Genomic DNA, 25,461 nt, shown 5'->3' with positions numbered 1-25,461 from the left:
CAGAATGGAAGAAGCTGTTATCAGAAGAGTCATGCCTAACAGTATCGAAGCAGAGCAGTCGGTAGTCGGTTCAATGCTTATGGATAAGGATGCTATTATTGCCGCTGCTGAGATTCTTAATAAGGACGATTTTTATCATAACCAGTACGGAACGATGTTCCAGACTATGGTTGATATGAATAATGCGGGAAGGGCGGTAGATCTTGTAACCTTTCAGGAGGAATTAAGGGCGCGCAATGTTCCTGCAGAAGTATATGGAATTGATTTTATAAGGGAACTGCTTGAAGCTGTACCTACTTCTGCCAATATAAGACAGTATGCTGAGATTGTCAAAGATAAGGCAATGCTCCGCAATATAATAAGAACAACAGAAGAGATTGCCAATCAGTGTTACGCAGGAACCGGGGAGACTGAAGATATTCTTGCCGATACGGAGAAAAAGGTATTTGAGCTGGTTAAGTCAAAGGCAAGCAAGGATTCCATGCCTATCGGGGATGTTGTTGTTGAAGCAATAGACAGGATATCGGCGGCAGCACGTAACAGAGGTGCCGTTACGGGAATTCCGACAGGGTTCAAGGATCTCGACTATAAGCTCTCAGGACTTCAGCCGTCTGATTTTATACTTATAGCGGCGCGTCCGTCTATGGGTAAGACAGCGTTTGTGCTTAATGTGGCAGACCATGTAGCACTCAAGGAAGGTATAACAACTGCTGTATTCTCGCTTGAGATGTCCAATGTACAGCTTGTTAACCGTATGCTTTCGCTTGAATCGGGGGTTGATGCAGACAAGTTAAGAAAGGGCCGTCTTGACGGCTCTGATTGGGCGAAGCTTCTTGAGGGTGCTGATAATATAGCCAAGTCACACCTTATAATAGAAGATACGCCGGGTATATCAATAGGTGAGATGCGCTCTAAGTGCCGTAAGATGAAGCTTGAGAGTAATCTTGGACTTATTATTATCGATTACCTTCAGCTCATGAGCGGAAGCGGGCGTTCTTCGGATTCAAGACAGCAGGAGATATCGGATATATCGAGAGCGCTGAAGCAGCTTGCAAGAGAGCTTGAGGTTCCTGTTGTTGCACTGTCACAGCTCAGCCGTGCCGTTGAGAAGAGAGATGACCACAGGCCTATGCTTTCCGATCTTCGTGAATCGGGAGCGATTGAGCAGGATGCTGACGTTGTAATGTTCCTCTACAGGGATGATTATTACAATAAGGATACAGATATTCCGGGCGTTGCTGAAGTAATCATAGCCAAGCAGCGTAACGGCCCTATAGGAACTGTACAGATGGCATGGATTGCAGAGCAGACTAAGTTTGCAGATATGGCAAGACCGCAGGACGGACGTAATTTTGGCTAGATTTGGCTGATTTATAGATAATGAGAATCAATATGTTATAACATGTTGAAAATGATAAAAATTTTATGATTGTGTTGATTAATGCGAAAAAGTATCGTATAATGAATAAACAATTATTCAATTTCTTAAGGAGGTATTATCATGGCACATATTATTTCTGATGACTGCGTAAGCTGTGGTGCTTGTGTTGCAGAATGTCCTGTTAACGCAATCAGCGAAGGCGATGGCAAGATGGTTATTGATGCAGATACATGCATCGATTGTGGCGCATGTGAGGGCGTATGTCCTGTAGGAGCTCCACAGGCTGAATAATCCGTAGGATTAGTTATTTACATAGATATCTATATATCAGATTATTCAAGATAATAAGAAGCAGCCGGATTAATTCCGGCTGCTTTTTTGCCGTGTACGTCCCACACGGACAAATGCTCGTTATATTTGTATAAATGTACCTAAACTGATACAAAATATTCATTAACAGTTGTGAAATTGTACATAATCAAATACAAAGCAAAAAAGGCAAAAATTGTTGTTGATTTTTTAACAATCATGTCATATATTATAAGCGTAGCAAGAAAACGATAATACATTTTTTAATACAAATGTGTATTTTCGTTTTATCTTTATAATCAACATTGTATACAATATACAGGAGGAATGAACAAGATGCTGGAAAAAGAACAGTGGAATGGTTTTGAAGGCAGACTCTGGAAAGAGGAAATCAACGTAAGAGATTTCATCCAGAATAACTACAAGCCTTATGATGGAGATGAGAGTTTCCTTGAGGGACCAACAGAAGCTACTAACAAGCTCTGGGGAAGACTTCAGGAGTTACAGAAGGAAGAAAGAGCCAAGGGCGGCGTTCTTGATATGGAGACAGAGGTTGTTGCAGGTCTTACAGCTTACGGCCCTGGATATATAGATGAGTCTATGAAAGATCTTGAGCAGGTTGTAGGTCTTCAGACAGACAAGCCTCTTAAGAGAGCATTTATGCCATATGGCGGTATCAAGATGGCTGAGGAGTCTTGCAAGAATTATGGTTATGAGCCAAATCCTGAATTACACAAGATCTTCACAGAGTACCACAAGACACATAATCAGGGTGTATTCGATGCTTACACACCAGAGATGAGAAAGGCTCGTCACAGCCACATCATCACAGGTCTTCCTGACACATATGGCCGTGGACGTATCGTAGGCGATTACAGAAGGGTTGCTCTTTACGGTATTGACTACCTTATGGAAGAGAAGAAGAGAGATCACGCTAACTGCGGATGCGGAACAATGACAGATGATGTTATCCGTCTCAGAGAAGAGATCTCAGATCAGTACAAGGCACTTGCAGGCATGAAGAAGATGGCTGAGAGCTACGGATATGATATTTCACAGCCGGCTAAGAATGCTAAGGAAGCTTGCCAGTGGTTATACTTTGGTTACCTTGCAGCTATCAAGACTCAGAATGGTGCAGCTATGTCAGTAGGCCGTGTATCTACATTCCTTGATATCTACATTCAGAGAGACCTGGATAACGGTGTTATCACAGAGAAGGAAGCTCAGGAACTCATCGACCATATGGTAATGAAGTTCAGAATGGTTAAGTTCGCAAGAATCACATCATACAACGAGTTATTCTCAGGTGACCCTACATGGGCTACTCTTGAGGTTGGTGGTACAGGTATCGACGGACGTTCAATGGTTACAAAGAACGACTTCAGATTCCTTCATACACTTGAGAACATGGGACCTTCACCGGAGCCTAACCTTACAGTACTTTACTCATCACGTCTCCCAGAGACATTCAAGAAGTATGCTGCTAAGATTTCTGTTGATACATCATCAATCCAGTACGAGAATGATGACGTTATGAAGGTTTCATGGGGCGATGATTACTCAATCTGCTGCTGTGTATCAGCTACTCAGACAGGTAAGGAGATGCAGTTCTTCGGCGCAAGAGCTAACCTTGCTAAGTGTCTTCTTTACGCTATCAATGGTGGTGTTGATGAGAAGAACAAAGAGCAGGTTGGACCGGCTTACAAGCCTATTACAGCAGAGTACCTTGATTATGATGAGGTTATTGCTAAGTTCGATACAATGATGGATTGGTTAGCAGACCTTTATGTTAATACACTGAACCTTATCCAGTATATGCATGATAAGTATTACTATGAAGCTGCAGAGATGGCTCTTATCGATACAGATGTTAAGAGAACATTCGCTACAGGTATTGCCGGATTCTCACACGTTGTTGACTCACTTTCAGCTATTAAGTATGCTAAGGTTAAGACAGTTCGTGATGAGTCAGGTCTTGTAGTAGATTACCAGATTGATGGTGACTTCCCTAAGTACGGTAATGATGATGACAGAGCTGATAACATTGCTGTATGGCTTCTTAAGACATTCCTTGAGAAGATTAAGAAGAGACATACTTACAGAGATTCAGAGCCTACAACATCTATCCTTACAATTACATCTAATGTAGTTTACGGAAAGTACACAGGTACAATGCCTGATGGACGTAAGGCCGGCACTCCACTTTCACCTGGAGCTAACCCAAGCTACGGTGCAGAGCAGAACGGACTTCTTGCATCACTTAACTCTCTTACAAAGCTTCCATACGAGTGGGCACTTGATGGTATTTCAAATACTCAGACAATGAACCCTGACGCTCTTGGACACAACGAGGATGAGAGAGTTGCTAACCTTGTTAACGTAATGGATGGATACTTTGATCAGGGTGCTCATCACCTTAATGTAAATGTATTCGGCAGAGACAAGCTTATTGATGCTATGGAGCATCCGGAAAAGCCTGAGTACGCTAACTTTACAATCCGTGTATCAGGTTACGCTGTTAAGTTCATCGACCTTACTAAGGAGCAGCAGATGGATGTTATCAGCAGAACATTCCACGACAGAATGTAATCATACGAATAGTATAATTGCTTGAAATAAAAATGCAGTACAACCCGGTTGGTTGTACTGCATTTTTTGCTTTATGCTGAATCAGGTTAAGAATCCTTTTTTATACGCCGCTGTATGCGCAGTAGCCTCCGTCTACGGGAAGCACGATTCCGTTTACAAAGCCCGAGGCATCATCACTTGCAAGAAACAGCGCGGCACCGATAAGTTCTTCCGGATTGCCGAATCTGCCCATTGGCGTGCCTGCAATAATCTTTCTGGCTCTTGGTGTGGGTGTACCGTCACTGTTGAATAAAAGATCGTGATTCTGTTCGGCGGCGTAGAAACCGGGAGCAATTGCATTGCAGCGGATTCCGCTCTGTCCGAAATGTGTTGCAAGCCACTGTGTCAGGTTAAGTATTGCACACTTGGCATTGCTGTATGTGACAACTTTGGTCAGCGGAAGAATTGATGAGACAGAGGCAATATTTATTATGCTGCCGCTGCGCTTTGCAACCATATCGCGTGTGAATACCTGTATCGGCAGGAGTGTTCCCATGAAATTGAGATCCATGACTTCACGGATTTTGTCTTCGTCAAGATCCCAGAATGAATAGTCATCCGTGCCCGGTTCTTTTGCAAGCATCTCCGCTGCTGTTATGGCGCCCGGCTGGTTGCCGCCGGCACCGTTAATGAGTATATCGCAGCTTCCAAGTTCAGCCCTGATGGTCTCATATGTACTGATAAGGCTGGATTTGTCTGTGACGTTGCAGGTGTAGCCTCTGATTACTGTAGATTTGTTCTGTTCATCCGCTGCCTGCTGTGTTAAGCTGCTGATAACCTGTGACATTTTGTCACGATTACGCCCGATAAGTGCGACTGAAGCACCGCTTACAGCGAGTCCGTATGCCATGGCAGAGCATAGTGTGCCGCTTCCTCCGGTTACTATGGCGGTTTTGCCTGACAGATTGACATCAAATGGTATCTTCATATAAATTACCTCCATCTATTCATATGTTTTGTTAATGCATCTCCGGTTATACATAAGATGTGTATACATGGCATCCTGAGCTTTGACAGCGTTATGTTCTGCAATTGCACAGGCTATCTCACGATGGGTTTCAATGGTTTCTGTCTTAAGCACGTTTCCGGTTGTTTTGACAAAAAGAGGAATTGAACTGTTGATTATCGGAATAAGTCTTGGAATAACCAGATTCTTACTTCCCATGGCAATAGCGGTATGAAATTCTATATCTTTCTGTGTGTGGTCTTTCTTGGTTTTGAGAAGTTCTTCAACCTCATCACATAATGAACAGATTCTGTTAATATCCCCACTGTCTGAATAGGTAGCTGACATGGCAGCTATGGCAGGCTCCAGCAGAAATCTTATCTCGAGCAGATCCTGCACAAGCTTTTTTTTGTCTGATATGAATGTGAAACCAAAGGGATCATCAATTAATCCCGGGGAAGATGCAACGTATGTTCCGGATCCCTGCCGGATGGTTACAATGTTGCGTGAGGCAAGCAGCTTCATGGCTTCGCGGAGTGAACTCCGCCCTATATCAAGCTGTCCGGCGAGAATGGCTTCATTAGGAAGTCTGTCACCCGGCTTGAGATGGTTATCCAGTATAAAAGAAATTATGTCTTCGGAAATCTTCTGAGGAAGATTTCTGTCATCAGACTCTGAATTCATCATATGACTTCTCCTTTCTTGAACCCGGAATTGCGGATGCTATATGTAAAGCGCCGCAATTACAAGCATTGTATAGTATTATAATATTTTTTTGAGAATTTCAAAATGAACAAAATGCACAAAAAACGCATAAATAATTAAGCATTTTTACGATATTGCTTTTTTGTATAAATGATTATATTATAAATACATCAGATGAATTTGATGTAAAAAACGATGTCAATTGACAAAAGTAACGAAAAACAGCAGATAGGTATGATGTATATTTTAAAATACATCACATGTATAGGAGGGAATACGCTATGGAGCAGACGGTGTTTGTTGCAGATCCAACAAGGTTGTTGATAGCGGCAGCAGTAGGAATTATTGTGCTATTGGTATTGATAATCAGATTTAAACTTCATCCGGTTATATCTATGATGATTGCAGCTATAGTGATAGGTGTTGGCGCCGGGATGCCGCTTACAATGATATCGGAAACTGTTGAGAAGGGCGTTGGGAAAACACTTCAGGGAATAGCACTGCTTGTCGGACTTGGTTCAATGTTCGGAGGAATACTTGAAGTCAGCGGAGGAGCTCAGAGAATAGCCAAGACACTTATAGACAGACTCGGACAGAGAAAGGCAGGGGTGGCGCTTGGAATTACAGGACTTGTTATAGGTACTACCGTTTTTTTTGAAGCGGGCGTTGTGGTACTTATACCGCTTGCATTCAGTGTCGCAAAGCAGACTAAAAAGTCAACATTGTATTATGCAATTCCGCTTCTTGCAGGTCTTGCAAGCGGATATGCATTCGTTCCGCCGTCAGCAGGTTCAGTACTTGTTGCGGACTCGCTTGGAGTTAGCCTTGGAGTAATGATTATGGTCGGAATACCGACAGCGTTAATATGTATGATAGTTGCCGGAGTGGTGTGGGGAAGGTTCATAGGAAACAGGATATTTACCGGACTCCCTGTTAATGTAGAGGAGATAAAGGATGATTCAAGAGAGCTGCCTCCGTTTGGACTTGTACTTGGGGTAATACTTATCCCGCTTATATTGATACTGATAAGCACAGTGTCTAAATATATGCCGATACCGGAGGGAGTACAGAATGTACTGTCGTTTATAGGAAAACCGTTTCTTGCACTGACGGTGGCAACACTTGCTGCCATGTATTTTCTGGGGATCAGGCGCGGATATACCGGAGCCCAGCTTAAGAAGATACTGGATCATTCGCTGAGGCCGGTTGGGATGATACTGCTCGTAATAGCGAGCGGAGGTGTAATAAGATGGATGCTCCAGGATTCGGGACTTGGTTATATAATAGGCCCTGCGCTTGAAAAAAGCGGAATGCCGCTTATTCTTGTAGCATTCTTTATAGCATTGCTGGTAAGGGCATCGGTTGGCAGTTCCATGGTAGCAATGACGATGGCATCGGGAATAATGGCAACAATGCCTGCGGTTATGGCAACAAGTGTGTTGTACAGGGCGGCTATGTGCTGTGCAATATGCGGAGGCGCAACAGCTTTAAGTCATGTCAATGATGCAGGATTCTGGCTTGTTGGAACATTCCTCGAGATAGATGAGAAAACAACTTTGAAATCATGGACGGTTATGGAGACGCTTATAGGCGTGACGTCACTGGCAGTTAGTCTGGTGATTTCGATATTTGCCTGATGCTTTTAATCTGACGGCGGCACATGAGCGCCAGGTTACAGAATGGAGGAGGTTGTAGAATGATACGTATACCGGTATATCTGAACAGCATGACAGATGCAAAGCATCTGGTCCAGATAGCAGAAAAGTGTACAGACAGTGTTGATCTTGCGTGCGGAAGATATGTTGTTGACGCAAAGTCAATGCTTGGTGTATTCAGTCTTCCACAGTTTGACAACGTAGAGATGTGTGTGGATGAAAAGGATAAGGATGAAGTATATAAGAAGTTAGAGCAGATGAAGTTATTAAAATAAAAAGAAAGGCAGGATAATATTATGTGTTTAATCAGTCAGGAAATGAGAAAGTCAGCTCCGGAAATGGATCCGCTGAGAATTGGTACAGGATGGAAGAAGGAAGACCTCGGAAAGGTACAGGTGATGATTGAGAGTACATATGGCGACAGTCATCCAGGAAGCGGACATCTTAACATTCTTGTGGAAGAGGTGCGCAAGGGCATAGCAGAAGAGGGCGGATTCGGAGCAAGGTATTATTGTACGGATATATGTGACGGTGAGAGCCAGGGAACGGATGGAATTAATTACAGCCTTGCCAGCAGAGAGATGATTGCAAACATGATTGAAATACATGCCAATGCGACACCGTTTGATGCAGGTGTATATCTTTCAAGCTGCGATAAAGGCGTACCGGGTAATCTTATGGGACTTGCAAGAGTTAACATGCCATCTGTATTTGTCCCGGGAGGAACCATGAATGCCGGCCCGGACATGCTTACATTAGAGCAGCTTGGCATGTATAGTGCCCAGTACGAGAGAGGCGAGATTACTGAAGAAAAGCTTGACTGGGCAAAATGTAATGCATGTCCAAGCTGCGGAGCATGCTCTTTCATAGGCACTGCTTCAACATTGCAGATTATGGCTGAAGCACTTGGTCTGGCACTTCCGGGCAGCGCACTTATGCCGGCAACAAGCCCTGATCTGCTGGATTATGCAAGAGAGGCAGGACGACAGTCGGTAAGACTTGCAAAGATGAAGAATATGAGACCATCAGATATAGTAACACTTGAAAGTTTTGAAAATGCTATCCTTGTACATGCTGCAATATCAGGAAGCACCAATTGCCTTCTCCATATACCTGCGGTTGCACACGAATTCGGTATAGAGATTACAGGTGATACATTTGACAGGCTTCACAGGGGAGCACATTATCTGCTTGATGTGCGTCCTGCAGGAAGATGGCCGGCAGAGGTATTCTATTATGCAGGAGGAGTTCCGGCAATAATGGAGGAGATTAAGGATCATCTGCATCTGGATGTTATGACGGTAACAGGCAGGACACTTGGTGAGAACCTTGAAGAACTTAAAGCTAATGGTTTCTACGAGAAATGTAATAAGTGGCTTGATGATTTTAACAGCAGATACAATATAAAAATCACAAAAGAGGATATAATAAGACCATATGACAATCCGATTGGCAGGGAGGGAAGCATAGCGGTATTAAAAGGCAACCTTGCACCGGAAGGAGCGGTTATCAAGCACACCGCATGCCCTAAGGAGATGTTTAAGGCTGTACTTAATGCAAGACCGTTTGACAGTGAGGAAGAATGTCTGGATGCGGTAATACATCACAAAGTGCAGAAAGGCGATGCTGTATTTATAAGATATGAAGGACCTAAGGGAAGCGGAATGCCGGAAATGTTCTATACATCAGAGGCAATAAGCAGTGATAAGGAGCTTGGAAAGAGCATAGCCCTTATTACGGATGGCAGGTTCTCAGGTGCATCTACAGGACCTGTAATCGGGCATTGCAGTCCGGAGGCAGCGGAAGGCGGCCCTATAGCATTAGTTGAAGAAGGAGATCTTATTGAGATTGATGTTGAGGAAAGAAAGCTGAATATTGTAGGTATCGCAGGGAAAAGAATGCCTATGGAAGAAATTGATAAGGTACTTATGGAAAGAAGAAAACAGTGGAGACCAAAAGAGCGCAAATATAAGAAAGGGGTATTGAGACTGTTTAGTGAACTTGCAGCAAGCCCTATGAAGGGAGCTTATCTGGAATATGATAAGTAACTGATAAGCGGGCGATGCCGGATAGCTGAAAAAATTGTTATTTACATTCATGTCAAATTAGATTAAAATAATCAGAAGTTTCAGTAAATATAATTTTTGGAGGCAGTATGGGTAAGATTCATTCTATAGAAAGTTTTGGTTCAGTTGATGGCCCGGGAGTAAGATTTGTAATTTTTACGCAGGGATGCCATATGAGATGTCAGTTCTGCCATAATCCGGACACATGGAATATGGAAGACGGAGAAGAGATGTCAGCTGATGACCTTCTTAAGCAGGCTCTCAGATATAAATCATACTGGAAGAACAAGGGCGGTATAACAGTGAGCGGCGGAGAGCCGCTTCTGCAGATGGATTTCCTTATTGAACTGTTTACCAAGGCTAAGGCGAAGGGTGTCAATACAACACTTGACACTTCAGGTAATCCGTTTACACGCAAGGAACCTTTCTTTAGCAGGTTCAAGGAGCTTATGGAAGTAACTGACCTTGTTATGCTTGATATCAAGCAGATTGATGACGAGAAGCATAAGACGTTGACAGGCTGGAGCAATGCTAATATACTTGATATGGCAGAATATCTGTCAGAGACAGGCAAGCCGATGTGGATAAGGCATGTGCTTGTTCCGGGAGGAAGCGATGATGATGAGCTCCTTAAGAGACTTGATGCATTTATTAAGACTCTTAAGAATGTTGACCGCGTCGAAGTGCTTCCGTATCACACGCTTGGAACCTTCAAGTATGAGGAACTTGGAATTGATTATCCGCTTAAGGGAGTTAATCCACCGTCTAAGGAGAGGATTGATAACGCCAACAGGCTTCTCCATACGGCTGATTACACAGGCTATATGACGAGATAGCTTACATTTATATTTACATTTTTATATGCGTATGACGCAGGAAAGAGGTAGACATGAAGAAGATCACCAAGGATACAACAATCGGTGAGGCAATTACAATTGATGAGGGAATTATTCCTATCCTTATGAGTGCAGGAATGCATTGCGTAGGATGCCCTGCATCACAGGGAGAGACACTTGAGGAAGCAGCAATGGTTCATGGTATGGACATTGACCAGCTTATGGAAGCAATTGAAGATTATATTGCATCTACAAACTAATCCGGAATTGATTCGGCATCATGTCGGATAGTCATAATAAAAAGCATTGGAACTGTTAATATATGTCCCAATGCTTTTTATTATGCCATCAGAGAACAAAAGCCATGATTAATCAGCTACTGTTCTTCTGAGATGTGCTTATACTTGGCACGTGTAGCCATTCCGCCTCTTAAGTGGCGTTCAGATTTGTTGATGTCGAGTACTTTGCGGACATTTTCGGCGAGTGTGTGGTTTATCGCAGGTAACCGCTCAGTCATGTCTTTGTGTATCGTGCTTTTGCTTACGCCAAAACGGGATGCAGCCTGACGGACTGTAGCTTTGCTGTCGATTATGTACTGTGCAATTGTAATGGCACGTTCTTCTATGTATCCTTTCAATAGATTCCCCCATCAAAGTGGTTTGTACAATGTATGAAAGTAACATAGAAAAAATAACTACAGAATTGCGTTGATTGACAAATCGGGACGCTTGGATAAATCAATAAATTCACCGTCGCACATTATTGATGGACGTGACAGGCGGTTGCTGTTAATAAGCACAACCTCACCGATCCGTCCGTCAGACAGGCGGACATTAGTGTGCAGGTAAGATGAAACAACATGATTAATAAACGGAAGCAGTACGTTAGGGTCATACTTGCTGAATGATTCATCCTCCATAATCTTAATAACATCGAAAGGACACATTGAACCGCGGTATACACGCGCGGCAGTCATTGCATCATATACATCTGCAACTGTAACAATCTTGGCCATGAGAGGTATCTTGTCACTCTTGAGACCGAAAGGATATCCTGAGCCGTCACACTTCTCATGGTGAAAAAGACATACCTCCTTAATGCGGTTATCAATATTCTTATCCTTAAGAAGATTAAAGCCTAAGTTAACATGGGTCTTGATAACATCAAATTCTGCAGCTGTAAGCTTGCCCGGCTTGAGAAGAATCTCTTCGGGTATCATAAGCTTACCTATGTCATGAAGAAGGGCTGCGGTTGAGAGAACATTAAGATCATCTTCTGACATATTGAGCCAGCGGCCTATAATCGTTGCAATAAGTGATACGTTGACACAGTGTACGTATGTGAGGTCATCGTTCTTACGGAGGCTGTGAAGCATATCGAATACCTGGAGGTTGGAACGGCTGCCGGACAGGATACTGTCTGTATCTGCAATAAGGGTGCTGACGTCAATCTCTTTGTCACGGAATACAATATCATTAAGGTTGTTCTTTACAGTGGAAACGGTGCCGTTATATTCTTCTGTGAATTTGGTAAACTCAGGAGTTGCACGGAGCTTGTCAAAGTAAGTAGGCTCTGTATCTGTTCCCTGAATTCCATCATATATAAGTATCTCGAGAATGTGATTGTCAGCGATTGTGTTGATAAGATCATGCGTGAGTGCAACCCCCTGTGGAACAATCATGTGTCCGCCCGGTGAATATACATCTCTGGCAAGGATCATGCCTTCTTCTGCTTCAAATATAAAAACTGTTTTTTCTTTTCCAGACTGCATAGATATCTGTCCTCCCATATTAAATAACCATTAAAAAATAGACCTGAAACCATTATCTATAATTATATTTAATAAGCATGGCAAAGTCAAATATTTCCATAATGTTTAAAATTTTTATAAACATCTGTTAAATGCTTGACGAAAAGGGAGCCATGATGTAATATAAGCACGAAACTTAATAGAGTTTGATTTATCCCTTATTAAGAGTGGCGGAGATACATAGGATCTATGAAGCCCGGCAACCCCTTGCAGACCAATACCGGTGAATTACGGTGATGGGACAGGCAGAGGAAGGTGCCAACCTGAGCGGATTTTCGGAAGAGCGGTTTGTGATGACCTGAGTTTGGCTGTGTATGGCAGCGCAGGAAGTTATGATACTGCAGCCGGAGAAGACGAACAATAAGAGGATTTCTGAATAATCGATGTGCGCAGAAGTCCTTAGTAATAAGGACTTTTTATTTTTGCAGACAATGAGCGGAACCGGTATTTATACGGGGCTGGTGTCTGCACACCGCAATCTGCAGAAAGGGTGAATCAACAAACATTTACACATCAATATAGAGGAGAATGAGATGGAAAGAAGATTATTTACATCAGAGTCAGTTACTGAAGGACATCCTGATAAAATCTGTGACCAGATATCAGATGCAGTTCTTGATGCACTTATGGCACAGGATCCATACAGCCGTGTTGCATGTGAGACACTCACTAACACGGGATTTGTAGTAGTTATGGGTGAGATTACAACCAAGGCTAATGTGGATATCAGCCAGATTGTGCGTGATACAGTGGTTGAGATTGGATACGACAGCTCAGATAAGGGATTTGATGGCAATACATGTGCAGTTATGGTTGCGCTTGATAAGCAGTCACCTGATATCGCAATGGGTGTTGATAAGGCACTTGAGGCAAAGAATGGTGAAGAGACTGATGAGCAGATAGATGCAATCGGTGCCGGAGATCAGGGTATGATGTTCGGATATGCAACTAATGAGACAGAAGAGTATATGCCATATCCTATCGCACTTGCACAGAAGCTTGCGAAGAGACTTACAGACGTGCGTAAGAACGGAACACTTCCATACCTTCGTCCGGATGGTAAGACACAGGTAACAGTGGAGTATGACGAGAACGGTAAGCCGGTACGCCTTGATGCAATTGTAGTATCATCACAGCATGCACCTGAAGTAACACAGGAGCAGATCCACGAGGATATCAGGAGAGAAGTAATCGATGCAATCGTTGATCCTGCAATGGTAGATGATAATACAAAGATTTTTATCAATCCTACAGGACGTTTCGTGATTGGCGGTCCTCAGGGTGACTCAGGTCTTACGGGACGTAAGATTATCGTAGATACTTACGGCGGATATGCACGTCACGGTGGCGGAGCTTTCTCAGGTAAGGACTGCACAAAGGTTGACCGTTCAGCAGCTTATGCAGCACGTTATGTTGCAAAGAATCTTGTTGCAGCAGGAATTGCTGACAAGTGTGAGATCCAGCTTTCATATGCAATCGGTGTAGCCCATCCTACATCAATCATGGTTGATACATTTGGTACAGGAAGGCTTCATGAGGATAAGATTGTTGAGATTATCCGTGAGAACTTTGATTTAAGACCTGCAGGAATCATTAAGATGCTTGACTTAAGAAGACCGATTTATAAGCAGACAGCTGCTTACGGACACTTCGGACGTAATGACCTTAATCTTCCTTGGGAGGCACTTGATAAGGTTGATGCACTTAAGAAGTATCTGTAAATGATTTAACTTTATAATGACTGACGATTCAGGCTATTGCATACTCAGATTGAGAGAATGCAGCAGCCTGAAATTTTTTTGAGCTTTTTTAAATTTCCCCTTTTAAATTCGCGGCATTTTGTATATAATGTAAGATAATAATGTCAAATAGTATGCGTATGTGTATTATGGCATTCGCATCGAACATAGATGGACACAAACAGACTTATTCAAGAAAGGTTAAAAAGGTAATTTTCAATGTTAACAACAGATATCGGAATCGACCTTGGAACAGCGAGTATTTTGGTTTATATAAGAGGTAAGGGCGTTGTGCTCAAGGAGCCTTCAGTAGTTGCATTTGACAGGGATACTAATAAGATAAAGGCAATCGGTGAAGAGGCAAGACTTATGCTTGGACGTACACCGGGCAATATTGTTGCGGTAAGACCGCTCCGTCAGGGTGTTATCTCTGATTATACGGTAACAGAGAAGATGCTTAAGTATTTCATTCAGAAGGCAATCGGCAAGAGGATGCTTAAGAAGCCTAGAATCAGTGTATGTGTGCCTAGTGGTGTAACAGAGGTTGAGAAGAAGGCTGTTGAGGATGCAACACTTCAGGCAGGAGCAAGAGAAGTTGCTATTATTGAGGAACCTATAGCAGCAGCAATCGGTGCAGGTATTGATATATCAAGACCATGCGGTAATATGATTGTTGATATCGGCGGCGGTACAACAGATATCGCTGTCATATCACTTGGAGGAACAGTAGTAAGTACATCAATCAAGATTGCAGGTGATGATTTTGATGAGGCACTTGTACGTTATATGCGTAAGAAGCATAATCTCCTTATAGGTGAGAGAACAGCTGAGGATATTAAGATAAAGATCGGCTCGGCTTATCCGAGAGCGGAAGTAGCCAAGATGAACGTAAGAGGACGTAATCTTGTAACAGGTCTTCCTAAGACTGTAGAGGTTACATCAGAAGAGACAGAGGAAGCACTCAGAGAGGCTACTTCACAGATTGTTGAAGCAGTTCACAGTGTACTTGAGAAGACACCGCCTGAACTTGCATCTGATATAGCTGACAGAGGCATTGTACTTACGGGAGGCGGAAGTCTTCTCCAGGGACTTGCAGAGCTTATCGAGGCTAAGACAGGTATTAATACTATGACAGCGGAGGATCCTATGACAGCTGTTGCAATCGGAACAGGTAAGTTTATAGAATTCTTAAGCGGATACAGGGACGAGAATTAACAGCATGGATGCATACGGCTTTGGGCCGATGGAGGTATTTTAATGGTTAAAGGTTTATACACAGCCTATACGGGCCTGGTAAACCAGCAGAACAGACTTGATGTTGTATCTAACAACCTTGCCAATGCTGCAACAACTGCATATAAGAAGGAAGGTCTTACATCACAGTCGTTTGATGAAGTAATGGCTTATAAGGTTAAGGATGCAAGCGTAGGCACTGTGAATCAGTATATCGGTGACCTTAATCTCGGGGTTAAGATTGGTGAGTCATACCGTGATTATTCGCAGGGGTCATTCCGCGAGACAGGGGAGAATTTTGACCTTGCACTCTCAGGGGATGGTTTTTTCTCAATCTCATTTACGAACAAAGCAGGCGAGACATCAACGATGTACACGCGTGACGGTAACTTTTCAATGACTAAGGACGGATATCTTGTTACTAAGGATGGTGATTTTGTTCTTGGAGAGGGTGGTCCCATACAGCTTCCTACGGATGCTGCCAAGATTGCAATAGACAGGGACGGTACCATCACTGCTGACGGTGTGCAGATAGACAAGCTCGCAATCACTGATTTTGAGGATTATAACTATCTCGAGCAGTATGGCGAGAATCTCTACAGAGCGCTTGATACCGCAACAACGAAGGATGCAGCAGGACAGGTATATCAGGGATATCTTGAACAGTCTAATGTCAATGTCGTATCAGAGATGGTCGAGATGATTACAATATCAAGAGCATTTGAAGCTAACCAGAAGGCGATGAATGCGGCAGACGATACACTTAAAAAGGCGGTTACGTTAGGACAGCTCTAATCAGCTGATAAGTGATAATGTATAAAGATAATGTATAAGGGAGCGGGCGCTGACAGACTCCTGTTAATCTATAATAATTACCAGCGCAGAAATGAGGCTTATTATGATGCGTTCATTATGGACTGCTGCTTCAGGAATGACAGCACAGCAGACTAATGTAGATACTATAGCGAATAACCTTGCTAATGTTAATACAACGGGATATAAGACAGAATCAGCCGAGTTCAAGACTCTGCTTTATCAGAATCTTCAGACTAAGACAACAACTGCCAACGGCGAGAATAAGCCGGTTAATGCACAGGTGGGACTTGGCACGAGGAACTCTTCTATAACATCACATTATACTCAGGGACAGTTCCTTGACAGTGATAATACATTTTCATTTGCAATTAATGGTGATGGTTTCTTCGGCGTTATGGGTGATGACGGTAATACATACTATACACGTAACGGTAATTTCTTCATATCACCGCTTCAGGACGGAAGCATGATGCTTTGTACATCAGATGGCAATGCGGTACTGAATTCAGAAGGAGCACCTATTACATTTAACAATATGGAAGCTAATAAGATTACTGTTGATGCTGACGGACAGTTTATGTATCCGGACGATACGGGCAATCCTGCAGCGATAGGAATACAGTTCGGCCTCTATCAGTTCACTAATCCGTCAGGACTTGATAAGACCTCAGGAGGACTTCTTGCAGCAACTGATGCATCAGGTGATGCACTTAACGAGTCGGTTGACCAGGTTACAAAGAAGAGCCAGCTTAAGCAGGGATATCTGGAAGGCTCTAATGTTAATGTTGCAACTGAGATGGTTAATCTTATAACTGCACAGAGAGCTTACGAGCTCAATTCCAAGGCTATTAATGCCTCGGATGAGATGCTTCAGCAGGCTAACCAGTTATACAGATCATAATTAAGCCGGATGTAATCCGGGGGATTGACGGGCAGCCGGGAATGTCCTGAGGGATGTTCTGGAGAACGTCGGGAATGGAGAGTGGAATGAGTGATCTGATTACTAGCGGAATCGGTTCGTATTATATGGATTCTGTATCTGACACATCATCTTCAACATCCGAACTTGAGAAGACACTTGGCAGCGGTGATTTGTCTAATGCGTCCGATGACGAGCTCATGCAGGTGTGTAAGGACTTTGAAAGCTATTTCATCGAGCAGATGTTCAAGTCTATGGAGAAGATGATACCGAAGGATGAAGATGAGGATGAAAGCTCATCTATGAGTTCTATGACAGATTATTACAAGGAAGAGATGATGAGCAAATATGCAGAGTATGCTTCGGAGTCTGATGGCGGAAAAGGGCTTGGAATAGCACAGACGCTCTATGAGCAGATGAAGCGCACATATGGTTCGTCAGAACTTCCGGAGCAGATATAATTTTTATGGATGAATATGGCAATATAATTGATGATTCACAGGCTTCTGAAGTGTTCGGGGATTCTGTACATGAGATAGAAGGATTTGTGGAACATATAATATACCGCAATGAGGATAACGGATATACGGTGTTTAACACAATGTTTAAGGACCGGGAGGTGACCTGCATAGGCACCTTCAGTTATCTGAATGAAGGCGAATATATAGTGGCACAGGGGAGTTATGTCAAGCACCCGGTGTACTGGAAACAATTCAAAATAACTTCATATGCTCTCAAGACCCCTGAAGACGAAAAGGCGGTCCTGAAGTATCTTGGCTCTGGCGCAATCAGAGGAATAGGCGAGAAGACGGCACAGAATATCGTTAATTATTTTGGCGCAGATACATTCAGAATTATTGAGGAAGAACCGGAGAGACTTGCGGAGATTAAGGGAATAAGCATGAAAAAGGCTATGGATATAGCTGACCAGCTTATAGGACGCAAGGATATGCGGAATGCGATGATGTTCCTGCAGAAGTACGGAATATCGATGAATATGTCTTCTAAGATATACGAAAAGTATGGCGAAGGAATATATGCGATTATTCAGGAGAACCCATACAGACTGGCAGATGATATCGGCGGAATAGGATTTAAGATGGCTGACGATATTGCACAGCGCGTGGGAATCAGATCGGATTCGGACTACAGAATAAGAAGCGGAATACTTTATGTGCTTCTTAATGCAACTGCGGCAGGGCATACATTTCTACCAATGGAAGACCTTGTGGAAGCAGCCAAGGCGCTTCTTCTTGTTGATATCGATGATATTTCCCATTATGTTACTGACCTCGCACTTGAGAAGAAGGTCGTAATCAAAAATAATAATATATATGCGTCTTCATATTACTATATGGAGCTGAAAGCGGCAGCAAAGCTTGTACAGCTTGATATTGAATATGGAATTGATGATGCTGCCGTAAAACAGGCGCTTGAGTCTATCGAAAAAAGTGAAGGAATTACTCTTGACGATATGCAAAGAGAGGCTGTTATAGGGGCGATACGCAACGGACTGATGATTATAACGGGCGGACCCGGTACAGGCAAGACTACAATCATCAATACCATTATAAGGTATTTTGAGATGGAAGGCATGGATATACGCCTTGCTGCACCAACGGGAAGAGCGGCTAAGAGAATGTCTGAGACAACCGGGTATGAAGCGCAGACTGTACACAGGCTTCTGGAAGTTAACGGCGGCATGGATGATGAGCATTCAGGTGCGGGCTCGCATTTTGAGAGAAATGAGATGAACCCGCTTGAGACGGACGTTATAATTGTGGATGAGATGTCCATGGTTGATATTAATCTCATTAATGCCCTCCTTGCGGCTGTTGTCGATGGCACAAGACTTATACTTGTCGGTGATGTTGACCAGCTTCCGTCTGTCGGTCCCGGCAATGTACTCAGGGATATGATTAATTCAGAATGCTTTAATGTTGTTAAGCTTACAAGAATTTTCAGACAGTCTGATGAGAGTGAGATTATAACTAATGCGCACGCCATTAACCGCGGTGAGGATGTTGCGCTCAACAAATACAGCAGGGATTTTCTTTTTATACACAGAGATACGCCGGAGGCAATAATAGCAGCACTCTGTACGGTTGTGCGTGACAAGCTTCCGCGTTATGTTGACGCTGATGTGTCAGAGATTCAGGTTATGACGCCTATGCGCAAGGGCGTTGTGGGAGTTGAAAAGCTTAATCAGACACTTCAGACATATCTTAACCCTCCCGAAGCTTCCAAACTCGAAAAGGAATTCGGACAGGTTACGTTCCGCGTCGGTGATAAGGTAATGCAGATACGCAACAATTACCAGATTGAGTGGGAAAGACGCAGCAGATACGGCATTGTAAATGAAACCGGCATGGGAGTATTCAATGGCGATACCGGAATTATCGAAGAAATAAGACCGTATACGGAGGAAGTTGTCGTAAGATTTGATGATGACAGGTATGTAAAATACGGCTATAAGCAGCTTGAGGAACTGGAGCTTGCGTATGCGATAACCGTACACAAATCACAGGGCAGCGAGTACCCGGCAGTTATAATACCGATGTTTCCGGGACCGAGAATGCTTATGACACGTAATCTTTTGTATACAGCGGTTACGAGGGCGAGAAAATGTGTCTGCCTTATAGGACGTGAGGACTGTTTCAGGGAGATGATTGCCAATGGCAATGAGCAGAAGAGATATTCGTCACTTGATGTGCGGATAAAAGAGGTCAGGGGGGATTGATTGCATAGGGGAATACTTAAGGGGGCTGTAAAGTTTCTGTATCCTGATGTCTGCCCGGTCTGTTCGGATGTTATTATAGATCAATCCGGAATATGCACAACATGCAGGGAAAAATTAAAATATATCCACAATCCGCGCTGCCTTAAGTGTGGAAAACAGATGTCAGACGGGGAGCGGGAGTACTGTTACGACTGCATGACGCATCATCATTCATATACACAGGGAATAGCAGTCTGGGGATATACTGATGGGATAAAGCAGTCAATATACAGATTTAAGTATCAGAATTGCAGATGCTTTGCGGATATATATGCACAGGAGATTGAATCGCAGTATGCAGAACACATAAAGCGATGGGGAGCGCAGGCAATACTTCCGGTGCCGCTTCATGCAAAGAGACTTGCTGACAGAGGCTTCAATCAGGCGAAGCTTGTTGCGGACGCATTGGGAAAACGGCTTGGAATACCTTCGGATGACACTGTGCTTATCAGAGACAGGAGTACCGTACCACAGAAAGAGCTGGATGACAAACAAAGATTTAAAAATCTTGAAAATGCTTTTATTATTACGGAAAATGTAGTAAGATATAAAAAAGTAATTATACTGGATGACATATATACAACAGGAGCCACTATGGATGCATGTGCAAAAGCACTTCATGAAGGCGGAGTACATGAGGTGTACAGTGTTGTGCTTTGCATAGGGAGAGGGTTCTGAGGTATAGGCTGAGGCCGGTTTTGTGCACTATAATGTTGATGTGCTATAATAAGGGAATGGAGGAGATAGTCATGGATGTACGTAATTGCAGAATGTGTGGATCGCTTTATAATTATATAGGAGGACCTTACAGAGGACTTTGTCCGAGATGTGTCCAGAAGATGGAAGATAAGTTTGCCAAGGTTAAGGAATATATAGAGGAGAATCCGGGGGCTACGATGACAATGATTTCGGAAGAGTGTGATGTAACACCTGAGCAGATTCAGAGATGGGTACGTGAAGACAGGCTTGCGTTTGCGGATGATTCACCTATCGGAATTCCGTGTGAGGGATGCGGTACCATGATTAAGTCAGGCCGCTTCTGCGATAAGTGCCGTGCTAATATGGCAAACGGCTTTTCACAGGCATATGCACAGCCGGAACCTGCGAAACCACAGAGAAAGACTGACAGTAATGCAAAGATGCGTTTCTTTGAGTAGATGTGAATATTGCGGAATGTAAGAGCATGGCAGAGGGTATATGAATGTACGCTTTGGCATGCTTTTTTAAAAATGATTTGAAAATGTTCAAATTGCTGTTAAGTTTTTTGAAAATGTGTCCGATACATTTGACAGGAATATTAATGGAGGTGATATGCTTATGCGTATAGATGCTTATAATGCAGTGAGTCAGGTATACCAGACAAAGGCTGAATACAAGAGCAAGGCAACCGGAAAGCAGGCTGATAATGAATATAAGTATGAGATTTCAGATTCAGCTAAGAGTTATTCGGTAGCAAAGAAAGCAGTCGCTGATGCCTCAGATGTCAGAATGGATAAGGTTGCCGATATTAAGGCAAGACTGGCAGCAGGAACATATAATGTCAGTGCAGAGGCAATCGCGGACAAGATACTTGGTAATATGGAGACTATAGTATTCTGATAAGCGGATTCAGGTAGAATATTTGGGACAGGTGGATTGAAGTGGCAAGTCTGATTGAGAATCTTATTGATGTATTAGGAAAAGAAGATATTGAATATAAGAGCCTTCTTGATATTGCAAAGGAGAAGACCGATGCAATTATCAGGAATGATATTGATGAGCTTCAGATTATTGTCGGAAGAGAACAGCAGATAATAGAGAAGCTGGATGCTCTTGAGTCAGCGAGAGAAGAACATGTGGAAGATATTGCCAATGTTCTTAATGTCCCACTTGATGAGATGAAGATTGACAGGCTTATCCGCATGATGGAGAAACAGCCGCAGTTCCAGCAGGAACTCATCAGAGTGCATGACAGCCTGAAGGAAACGATGAATCAGTTGATAATGCTTAATGATAATAACAGGGTATTGCTGCAGCAGTCGCTTGACATGCTTGAGTTTGAGATCAACATAGCCAAGAGTGCTAAGATGGCACCTGTTACGGCCAACTATGGCAAGGATGCGTATGGAGTTGGACAGTCCGTCAGCGAAGGAACATTTGACGCGAAGCAGTGAGATATAAGACTGGAAAGGGGACACCACAATGGCTAATGGAATGACGGGATTGTATGTTGGCAGCTCAGGCCTTCGTTCCGCACAGACGGCTCTGAACACGACAGCACATAACCTTGCTAATGTCAATGTCAAGGGATATACACGGCAGCAGGTTGCATTATCGTCAGCAGAATATTTTAAGATAGGACAGACAATAACACAGGATAAGTCTTATGGAGTAGGTGTTGATACACTTGCAATAAGACGAGTAAGAGATGATCTTATAGATGCAGCTTACAGACAGGAGAATGGACGACTGGGATATTATTCAACACAGTATGACGCAGTTGTTGAGATTGAAAGCCTGTTTGGAGAGCTTAACGGGGTAACATTTGAGGATTCACTTAAGGATCTTAAGAATGCCATCAACGAACTAAGTTGTGAACCGGAGAGTACGATTAAGAGAAGTGCACTTATTCAGATGTCAACAACATTTATCGATCGTGCAGGCTCTATATATAAAGGACTGAAGGATTACCAGACAACACTTAATACTAAGGTTTCCAATACGGTTGACAGAATTAATGAGCTTGGAGAGACGATAAGTTCACTTAATAAGAAGATAACACAGGTTGAACTTTCGGGTGAGCGTGCGAATGATCTTCGTGATCAGAGAGATAAGGCGCTTGATGAACTGAGTGCATATGCCAAGGTTACATATCAGGAGACTGATAATAAGACACTTCTTGTTACACTTGAAGGATTTTCATTCGTTACATCTTTTGGCGTTAACAAGATGGGAACAGAAGACATAGATGGAACAGGATTGTTAAGACCGGTATGGGAAGCGTTCAATAACAGAGCTGTTTTTAATGATTTTGAGGAGATAACAGCAATCAATAATAATGATATTGGTGAGCTCAAAGGACTTCTTCTCGCAAGAGGTAATACAACAGCTGATTACACGGATGTTCCGGTAAGACCGGAAGCAAAGGATTATGCGGGCGGTGATACGGATCCGCAGTATCTTGCAGACTACGCACAGTATGAAAAGGATGCCGAATACTACAATAAGTATATTGAACCATCAGTAATACTCAGCACTATGGCCGGCTTTGACAAGCTTGTTAACGGAATAGTTACATCACTTAATGATATACTTTGTCCACAGACAACATATGACAGTGCGACAAAGCTTACATATACTGATAATAACGGCAATACAAAAGAGATTCCGGGCTGTGAAGAGATTACTAATGCGGATGGTTCCAAGACTTACAGGTATAAGGTACTTGATAAGGAAAAGTCAAGCGTTGGCATGGATGACAACGAGACGATGGGAACAGAGCTTTTTTCGCGTAAGAATACAGAACGTTACATTAAGATTAATGTTAACGGTGAAGATATGTATGTGTTCAATACGCAGAACCAGTTCGGAAGTGATTCTGATTATACACTTGGCAACATTGAGGTTAATCCGACTGCAGCACAGCATAAGGAACTTATTCCGCTGTCCAAGAAGAATGACGGCGGTGAGGACATGGACAAGGCGATGGAACTCCTTGAGGCATGGAATGTCAAGTTTGCAGCAATTAGTCCGTCTAAGTATGCCAAGGAAGATTTTATGTCATTCTATGACAGTGTGGTTGCTAATGTGGCTACTACGGGTGAAGTGCTTAAAGGAATGGTTAATACGCAGTCATCGATGGCAGACGGATATGATTCGCAGCGAATGATGACTGAGAGTGTATCTTCTGAAGAAGAACTTCAGAACATGATTAAATATCAGCAGGCGTACAATGCAGCATCAAGATATATCAATGTGATTGACCAGATGCTTGAACACATTGTGACGCGGCTTGGAAGTTAATAAAGACAAGGATGGAGTTATGGCAGTATGGATGCTGGCAAAGCATTTGTGCTGCCTTTGTATTCATTTTGATTAAGAGGAAGGTGAGAAGAGATGCCATCAACATTTTTTGGGTTGAATATAGCTTACACAGGGCTGCAGGCAGCAAGCGTATCTATTAATACGACAGCACATAATGTATCAAATGTAAACACAAAGGGATATTCACGTCAGCAGACTGATGTGAGCGCAGATAACGCACTTCGTACATACGCCAAATACGGTACGGCAGGTTCGGGTGTAATTGTCAATAGCATACAGCAGGTGCGCGACAGCTATTATGATGTTAAGTACCGCAGCAATGAGACTAATTACGGATATTACAATACAATGCAGACATATATGACCCAGCTTGAGGATTATCTCAATGAGTATACACTTGAGGGCTTTACCAAGGCTTATGCGGATTTCTTCCAGTCAGCCATACAGCTTCAGGAGCAGCCGGCGGAGGAATCTGTCCGTAATCAATTTATCAATAAAGCGCAGAGTCTCGCAGATTATTTTAATACTCTTTCAAGTAACCTTAAGAACGTACAGAAGGATACGAATGAAGAGATTGGTAACAGGGTAGATAAGATTAATACTATTTCGACAAGCATTGCATCTCTTAATAAGCAGATTAACCAGATTGAGGCTAATCACGGAACTGCTAATGATCTGCGTGATGCACGTAATAACCTTCTTGATGAGCTTTCACAGATTGTTAATATAGAGACAACAGAGACACCGGTTGGTGTTAATACCAACTGCTTTAAAGTATATATTAACGGACAGGTGCTTGTAGACAATAATAATTCCAACAAGCTTATGGTAACGGCGAAGGAGAACCCACGTAATGCATCTGATGCGGATGGCTTGTATCAGATTACATGGGAGAGCGGAATGAGCTTTGGTGAATACAGCAGTACTCTCAACGGTTCGCTTAAGGCACTTATCGAGGCAAGAGACGGATGTAATGGCGAGATAGAAAAGCAGACAACAGATGCCAATGGCAATCCGGTTCTTGAGACAGAAGGAGTTTCGGTCAACAATACTAATTTTAAGGGTGTACCTTATTACCAGTCAAAACTTAATGAATTCGTACAGATATTCACAACTGCCGTTAATGATGTGCTTGCAGGTCCTAATGCCAGAACGATTAACGGAGAGAAAGGAATTCCGCTTTTTGTATCAAAGTATGAGGACTCAGCAATGAGCGCATCAAGTATCACTGTTAATAACGAACTTGTTCTTGACCAGTCTAAGCTTGCAACGACAACGGATGAGAATAAAGGCGAATCATATAATGACCTGGTTGAGAGCATACTTGAGCTCAGGGATAAGAAAATGTATGGCAATGGAACGGGCGGTTATTTTCTTGAAAGTATTATGGGCGATGTGGCTATTGATTCCAGCAAGGCAACACAGTTCAACAAGAACTTTACTAATCTCAAGACAACGGTACAGAATCAGAGACTGTCAGTTATGGGCGTTGATCAGGATGAGGAAGGCATGGACCTTATGAAGTATCAGGAGGCATACAACCTCAGTGCTAAGATGATGTCGGTTATGAACGAGATATATGACAGACTTATTAATGGAACAGGAGTGTAAAATCA

The 25,461-nt window shown here is 42.9% G+C and carries 24 protein-coding genes and 1 riboswitch; of the genes, 20 read left to right on the top strand and 4 right to left on the bottom strand.

The features are described 5' to 3' along the window. Positions 1–4: 4 nt before the first annotated feature. From dnaB to pflB, 3 genes are all read left to right on the top strand, one after another. Positions 5–1,360, top strand: a complete 1,356-nt coding sequence (gene dnaB / locus NQ488_12895; protein UWN95434.1) for a replicative DNA helicase — start codon at positions 5–7, stop codon at positions 1,358–1,360. 141 nt (positions 1,361–1,501) lie between these two features. Next, positions 1,502–1,672: a 4Fe-4S binding protein gene (locus tag NQ488_12890; GenBank protein ID UWN95433.1), complete on the top strand. Its 171-nt coding sequence runs from the start codon at positions 1,502–1,504 to the stop codon at positions 1,670–1,672. Between the two features lie 354 nt (positions 1,673–2,026). Then, complete coding sequence (gene pflB / locus NQ488_12885) at positions 2,027–4,279, top strand: formate C-acetyltransferase (GenBank protein UWN97164.1); 2,253 nt, start codon at positions 2,027–2,029, stop codon at positions 4,277–4,279. Between the two features lie 100 nt (positions 4,280–4,379). Here the strand turns inward: pflB and NQ488_12880 are convergent, their stop codons facing one another. Both NQ488_12880 and NQ488_12875 read right to left on the bottom strand, forming a co-directional pair. Then, positions 4,380–5,246, bottom strand: coding sequence for an SDR family oxidoreductase (locus NQ488_12880; GenBank protein ID UWN95432.1), 867 nt, complete (start codon positions 5,244–5,246; stop codon positions 4,380–4,382). 15 nt (positions 5,247–5,261) lie between these two features. Beyond that, a complete protein-coding gene (locus NQ488_12875) occupies positions 5,262–5,951 on the bottom strand; it encodes a FadR family transcriptional regulator (GenBank protein ID UWN95431.1) in 690 nt (229 codons plus the stop codon). Positions 5,952–6,250: 299 nt separating this feature from the next. Between NQ488_12875 and NQ488_12870 the strand changes: the two genes are divergently transcribed. From NQ488_12870 to NQ488_12850, 5 genes are all read left to right on the top strand, one after another. Continuing rightward, positions 6,251–7,606 carry a GntP family permease gene (locus NQ488_12870; GenBank protein UWN95430.1) on the top strand — a complete coding sequence of 452 codons (1,356 nt, stop codon included), beginning with the start codon at positions 6,251–6,253 and terminating at the stop codon, positions 7,604–7,606. A 59-nt stretch (positions 7,607–7,665) separates the two neighbouring features. Next, positions 7,666–7,899: an HPr family phosphocarrier protein gene (locus NQ488_12865; GenBank protein UWN95429.1), complete on the top strand. Its 234-nt coding sequence runs from the start codon at positions 7,666–7,668 to the stop codon at positions 7,897–7,899. A 21-nt stretch (positions 7,900–7,920) separates the two neighbouring features. After that, complete coding sequence (locus tag NQ488_12860; GenBank protein UWN95428.1) at positions 7,921–9,672, top strand: dihydroxy-acid dehydratase; 1,752 nt, start codon at positions 7,921–7,923, stop codon at positions 9,670–9,672. A gap of 107 nt (positions 9,673–9,779) precedes the next feature. Next, positions 9,780–10,526, top strand: coding sequence for a pyruvate formate-lyase-activating protein (pflA, locus tag NQ488_12855; protein ID UWN95427.1), 747 nt, complete (start codon positions 9,780–9,782; stop codon positions 10,524–10,526). Positions 10,527–10,579: 53 nt separating this feature from the next. Then, positions 10,580–10,786: a DUF1858 domain-containing protein gene (locus NQ488_12850; GenBank protein ID UWN95426.1), complete on the top strand. Its 207-nt coding sequence runs from the start codon at positions 10,580–10,582 to the stop codon at positions 10,784–10,786. A 116-nt stretch (positions 10,787–10,902) separates the two neighbouring features. On the opposite strand, the gene spoIIID is transcribed toward NQ488_12850, so the two are convergent. Further along, complete coding sequence (gene spoIIID, locus NQ488_12845; protein UWN95425.1) at positions 10,903–11,163, bottom strand: sporulation transcriptional regulator SpoIIID; 261 nt, start codon at positions 11,161–11,163, stop codon at positions 10,903–10,905. Between the two features lie 57 nt (positions 11,164–11,220). Then, complete coding sequence (locus tag NQ488_12840; GenBank protein ID UWN95424.1) at positions 11,221–12,297, bottom strand: HD-GYP domain-containing protein; 1,077 nt, start codon at positions 12,295–12,297, stop codon at positions 11,221–11,223. A 194-nt stretch (positions 12,298–12,491) separates the two neighbouring features. Further along, a riboswitch (SAM riboswitch) is annotated at positions 12,492–12,622 on the top strand. A 247-nt stretch (positions 12,623–12,869) separates the two neighbouring features. On the opposite strand from NQ488_12840, the gene metK reads away from it, so the two are divergent. From metK to flgK (NQ488_12780), 12 genes are all read left to right on the top strand, one after another. Then, positions 12,870–14,057: a methionine adenosyltransferase gene (metK, locus tag NQ488_12835; protein ID UWN95423.1), complete on the top strand. Its 1,188-nt coding sequence runs from the start codon at positions 12,870–12,872 to the stop codon at positions 14,055–14,057. A gap of 237 nt (positions 14,058–14,294) precedes the next feature. Continuing rightward, positions 14,295–15,290 (top strand): rod shape-determining protein, encoded by a 996-nt coding sequence (locus tag NQ488_12830; GenBank protein ID UWN95422.1) that lies wholly within the window; start codon positions 14,295–14,297, stop codon positions 15,288–15,290. A 42-nt stretch (positions 15,291–15,332) separates the two neighbouring features. Then, positions 15,333–16,103, top strand: a complete 771-nt coding sequence (flgF, locus tag NQ488_12825) for a flagellar basal-body rod protein FlgF (protein ID UWN95421.1) — start codon at positions 15,333–15,335, stop codon at positions 16,101–16,103. A 103-nt stretch (positions 16,104–16,206) separates the two neighbouring features. Further along, entirely contained in the window at positions 16,207–17,025 is an 819-nt protein-coding gene (locus tag NQ488_12820) for a flagellar hook-basal body protein (protein ID UWN95420.1), read from the top strand. A gap of 86 nt (positions 17,026–17,111) precedes the next feature. Beyond that, positions 17,112–17,504: a rod-binding protein gene (locus NQ488_12815; GenBank protein UWN95419.1), complete on the top strand. Its 393-nt coding sequence runs from the start codon at positions 17,112–17,114 to the stop codon at positions 17,502–17,504. Positions 17,505–17,509: 5 nt separating this feature from the next. Then, the gene (locus NQ488_12810) at positions 17,510–19,783 is read left to right on the top strand and encodes an ATP-dependent RecD-like DNA helicase (GenBank protein ID UWN95418.1); all 2,274 of its coding nucleotides are present in this window, start codon (positions 17,510–17,512) and stop codon (positions 19,781–19,783) included. After that, on the top strand, positions 19,784–20,500 hold the full coding sequence (locus tag NQ488_12805) for a ComF family protein (GenBank protein UWN95417.1): 717 nt from the start codon (positions 19,784–19,786) through the stop codon (positions 20,498–20,500). Positions 20,501–20,571: 71 nt separating this feature from the next. Further along, on the top strand, positions 20,572–20,979 hold the full coding sequence (locus NQ488_12800; protein UWN95416.1) for a flagellar protein: 408 nt from the start codon (positions 20,572–20,574) through the stop codon (positions 20,977–20,979). Positions 20,980–21,133: 154 nt separating this feature from the next. Further along, positions 21,134–21,421 carry a flagellar biosynthesis anti-sigma factor FlgM gene (gene flgM, locus NQ488_12795; protein UWN95415.1) on the top strand — a complete coding sequence of 96 codons (288 nt, stop codon included), beginning with the start codon at positions 21,134–21,136 and terminating at the stop codon, positions 21,419–21,421. Positions 21,422–21,462: 41 nt separating this feature from the next. Next, a complete protein-coding gene (locus tag NQ488_12790) occupies positions 21,463–21,975 on the top strand; it encodes a flagellar protein FlgN (GenBank protein ID UWN95414.1) in 513 nt (170 codons plus the stop codon). A 28-nt stretch (positions 21,976–22,003) separates the two neighbouring features. Continuing rightward, positions 22,004–23,824 (top strand): flagellar hook-associated protein FlgK, encoded by a 1,821-nt coding sequence (gene flgK / locus NQ488_12785; protein ID UWN95413.1) that lies wholly within the window; start codon positions 22,004–22,006, stop codon positions 23,822–23,824. Positions 23,825–23,917: 93 nt separating this feature from the next. Beyond that, complete coding sequence (gene flgK / locus NQ488_12780) at positions 23,918–25,456, top strand: flagellar hook-associated protein FlgK (GenBank protein UWN95412.1); 1,539 nt, start codon at positions 23,918–23,920, stop codon at positions 25,454–25,456. The last annotated feature ends 5 nt before the right edge of the window (positions 25,457–25,461 follow it).

It is taken from the genome of [Bacteroides] pectinophilus, from assembly GCA_025146925.1.
GTDB classification, from domain to species: Bacteria; Bacillota; Clostridia; order Lachnospirales; family Lachnospiraceae; genus Bacteroides_F; species Bacteroides_F pectinophilus.
The sequence above is the reverse complement of the archived record's forward strand: the minus strand, read 5'-3'. Positions and strand labels throughout refer to the sequence as shown.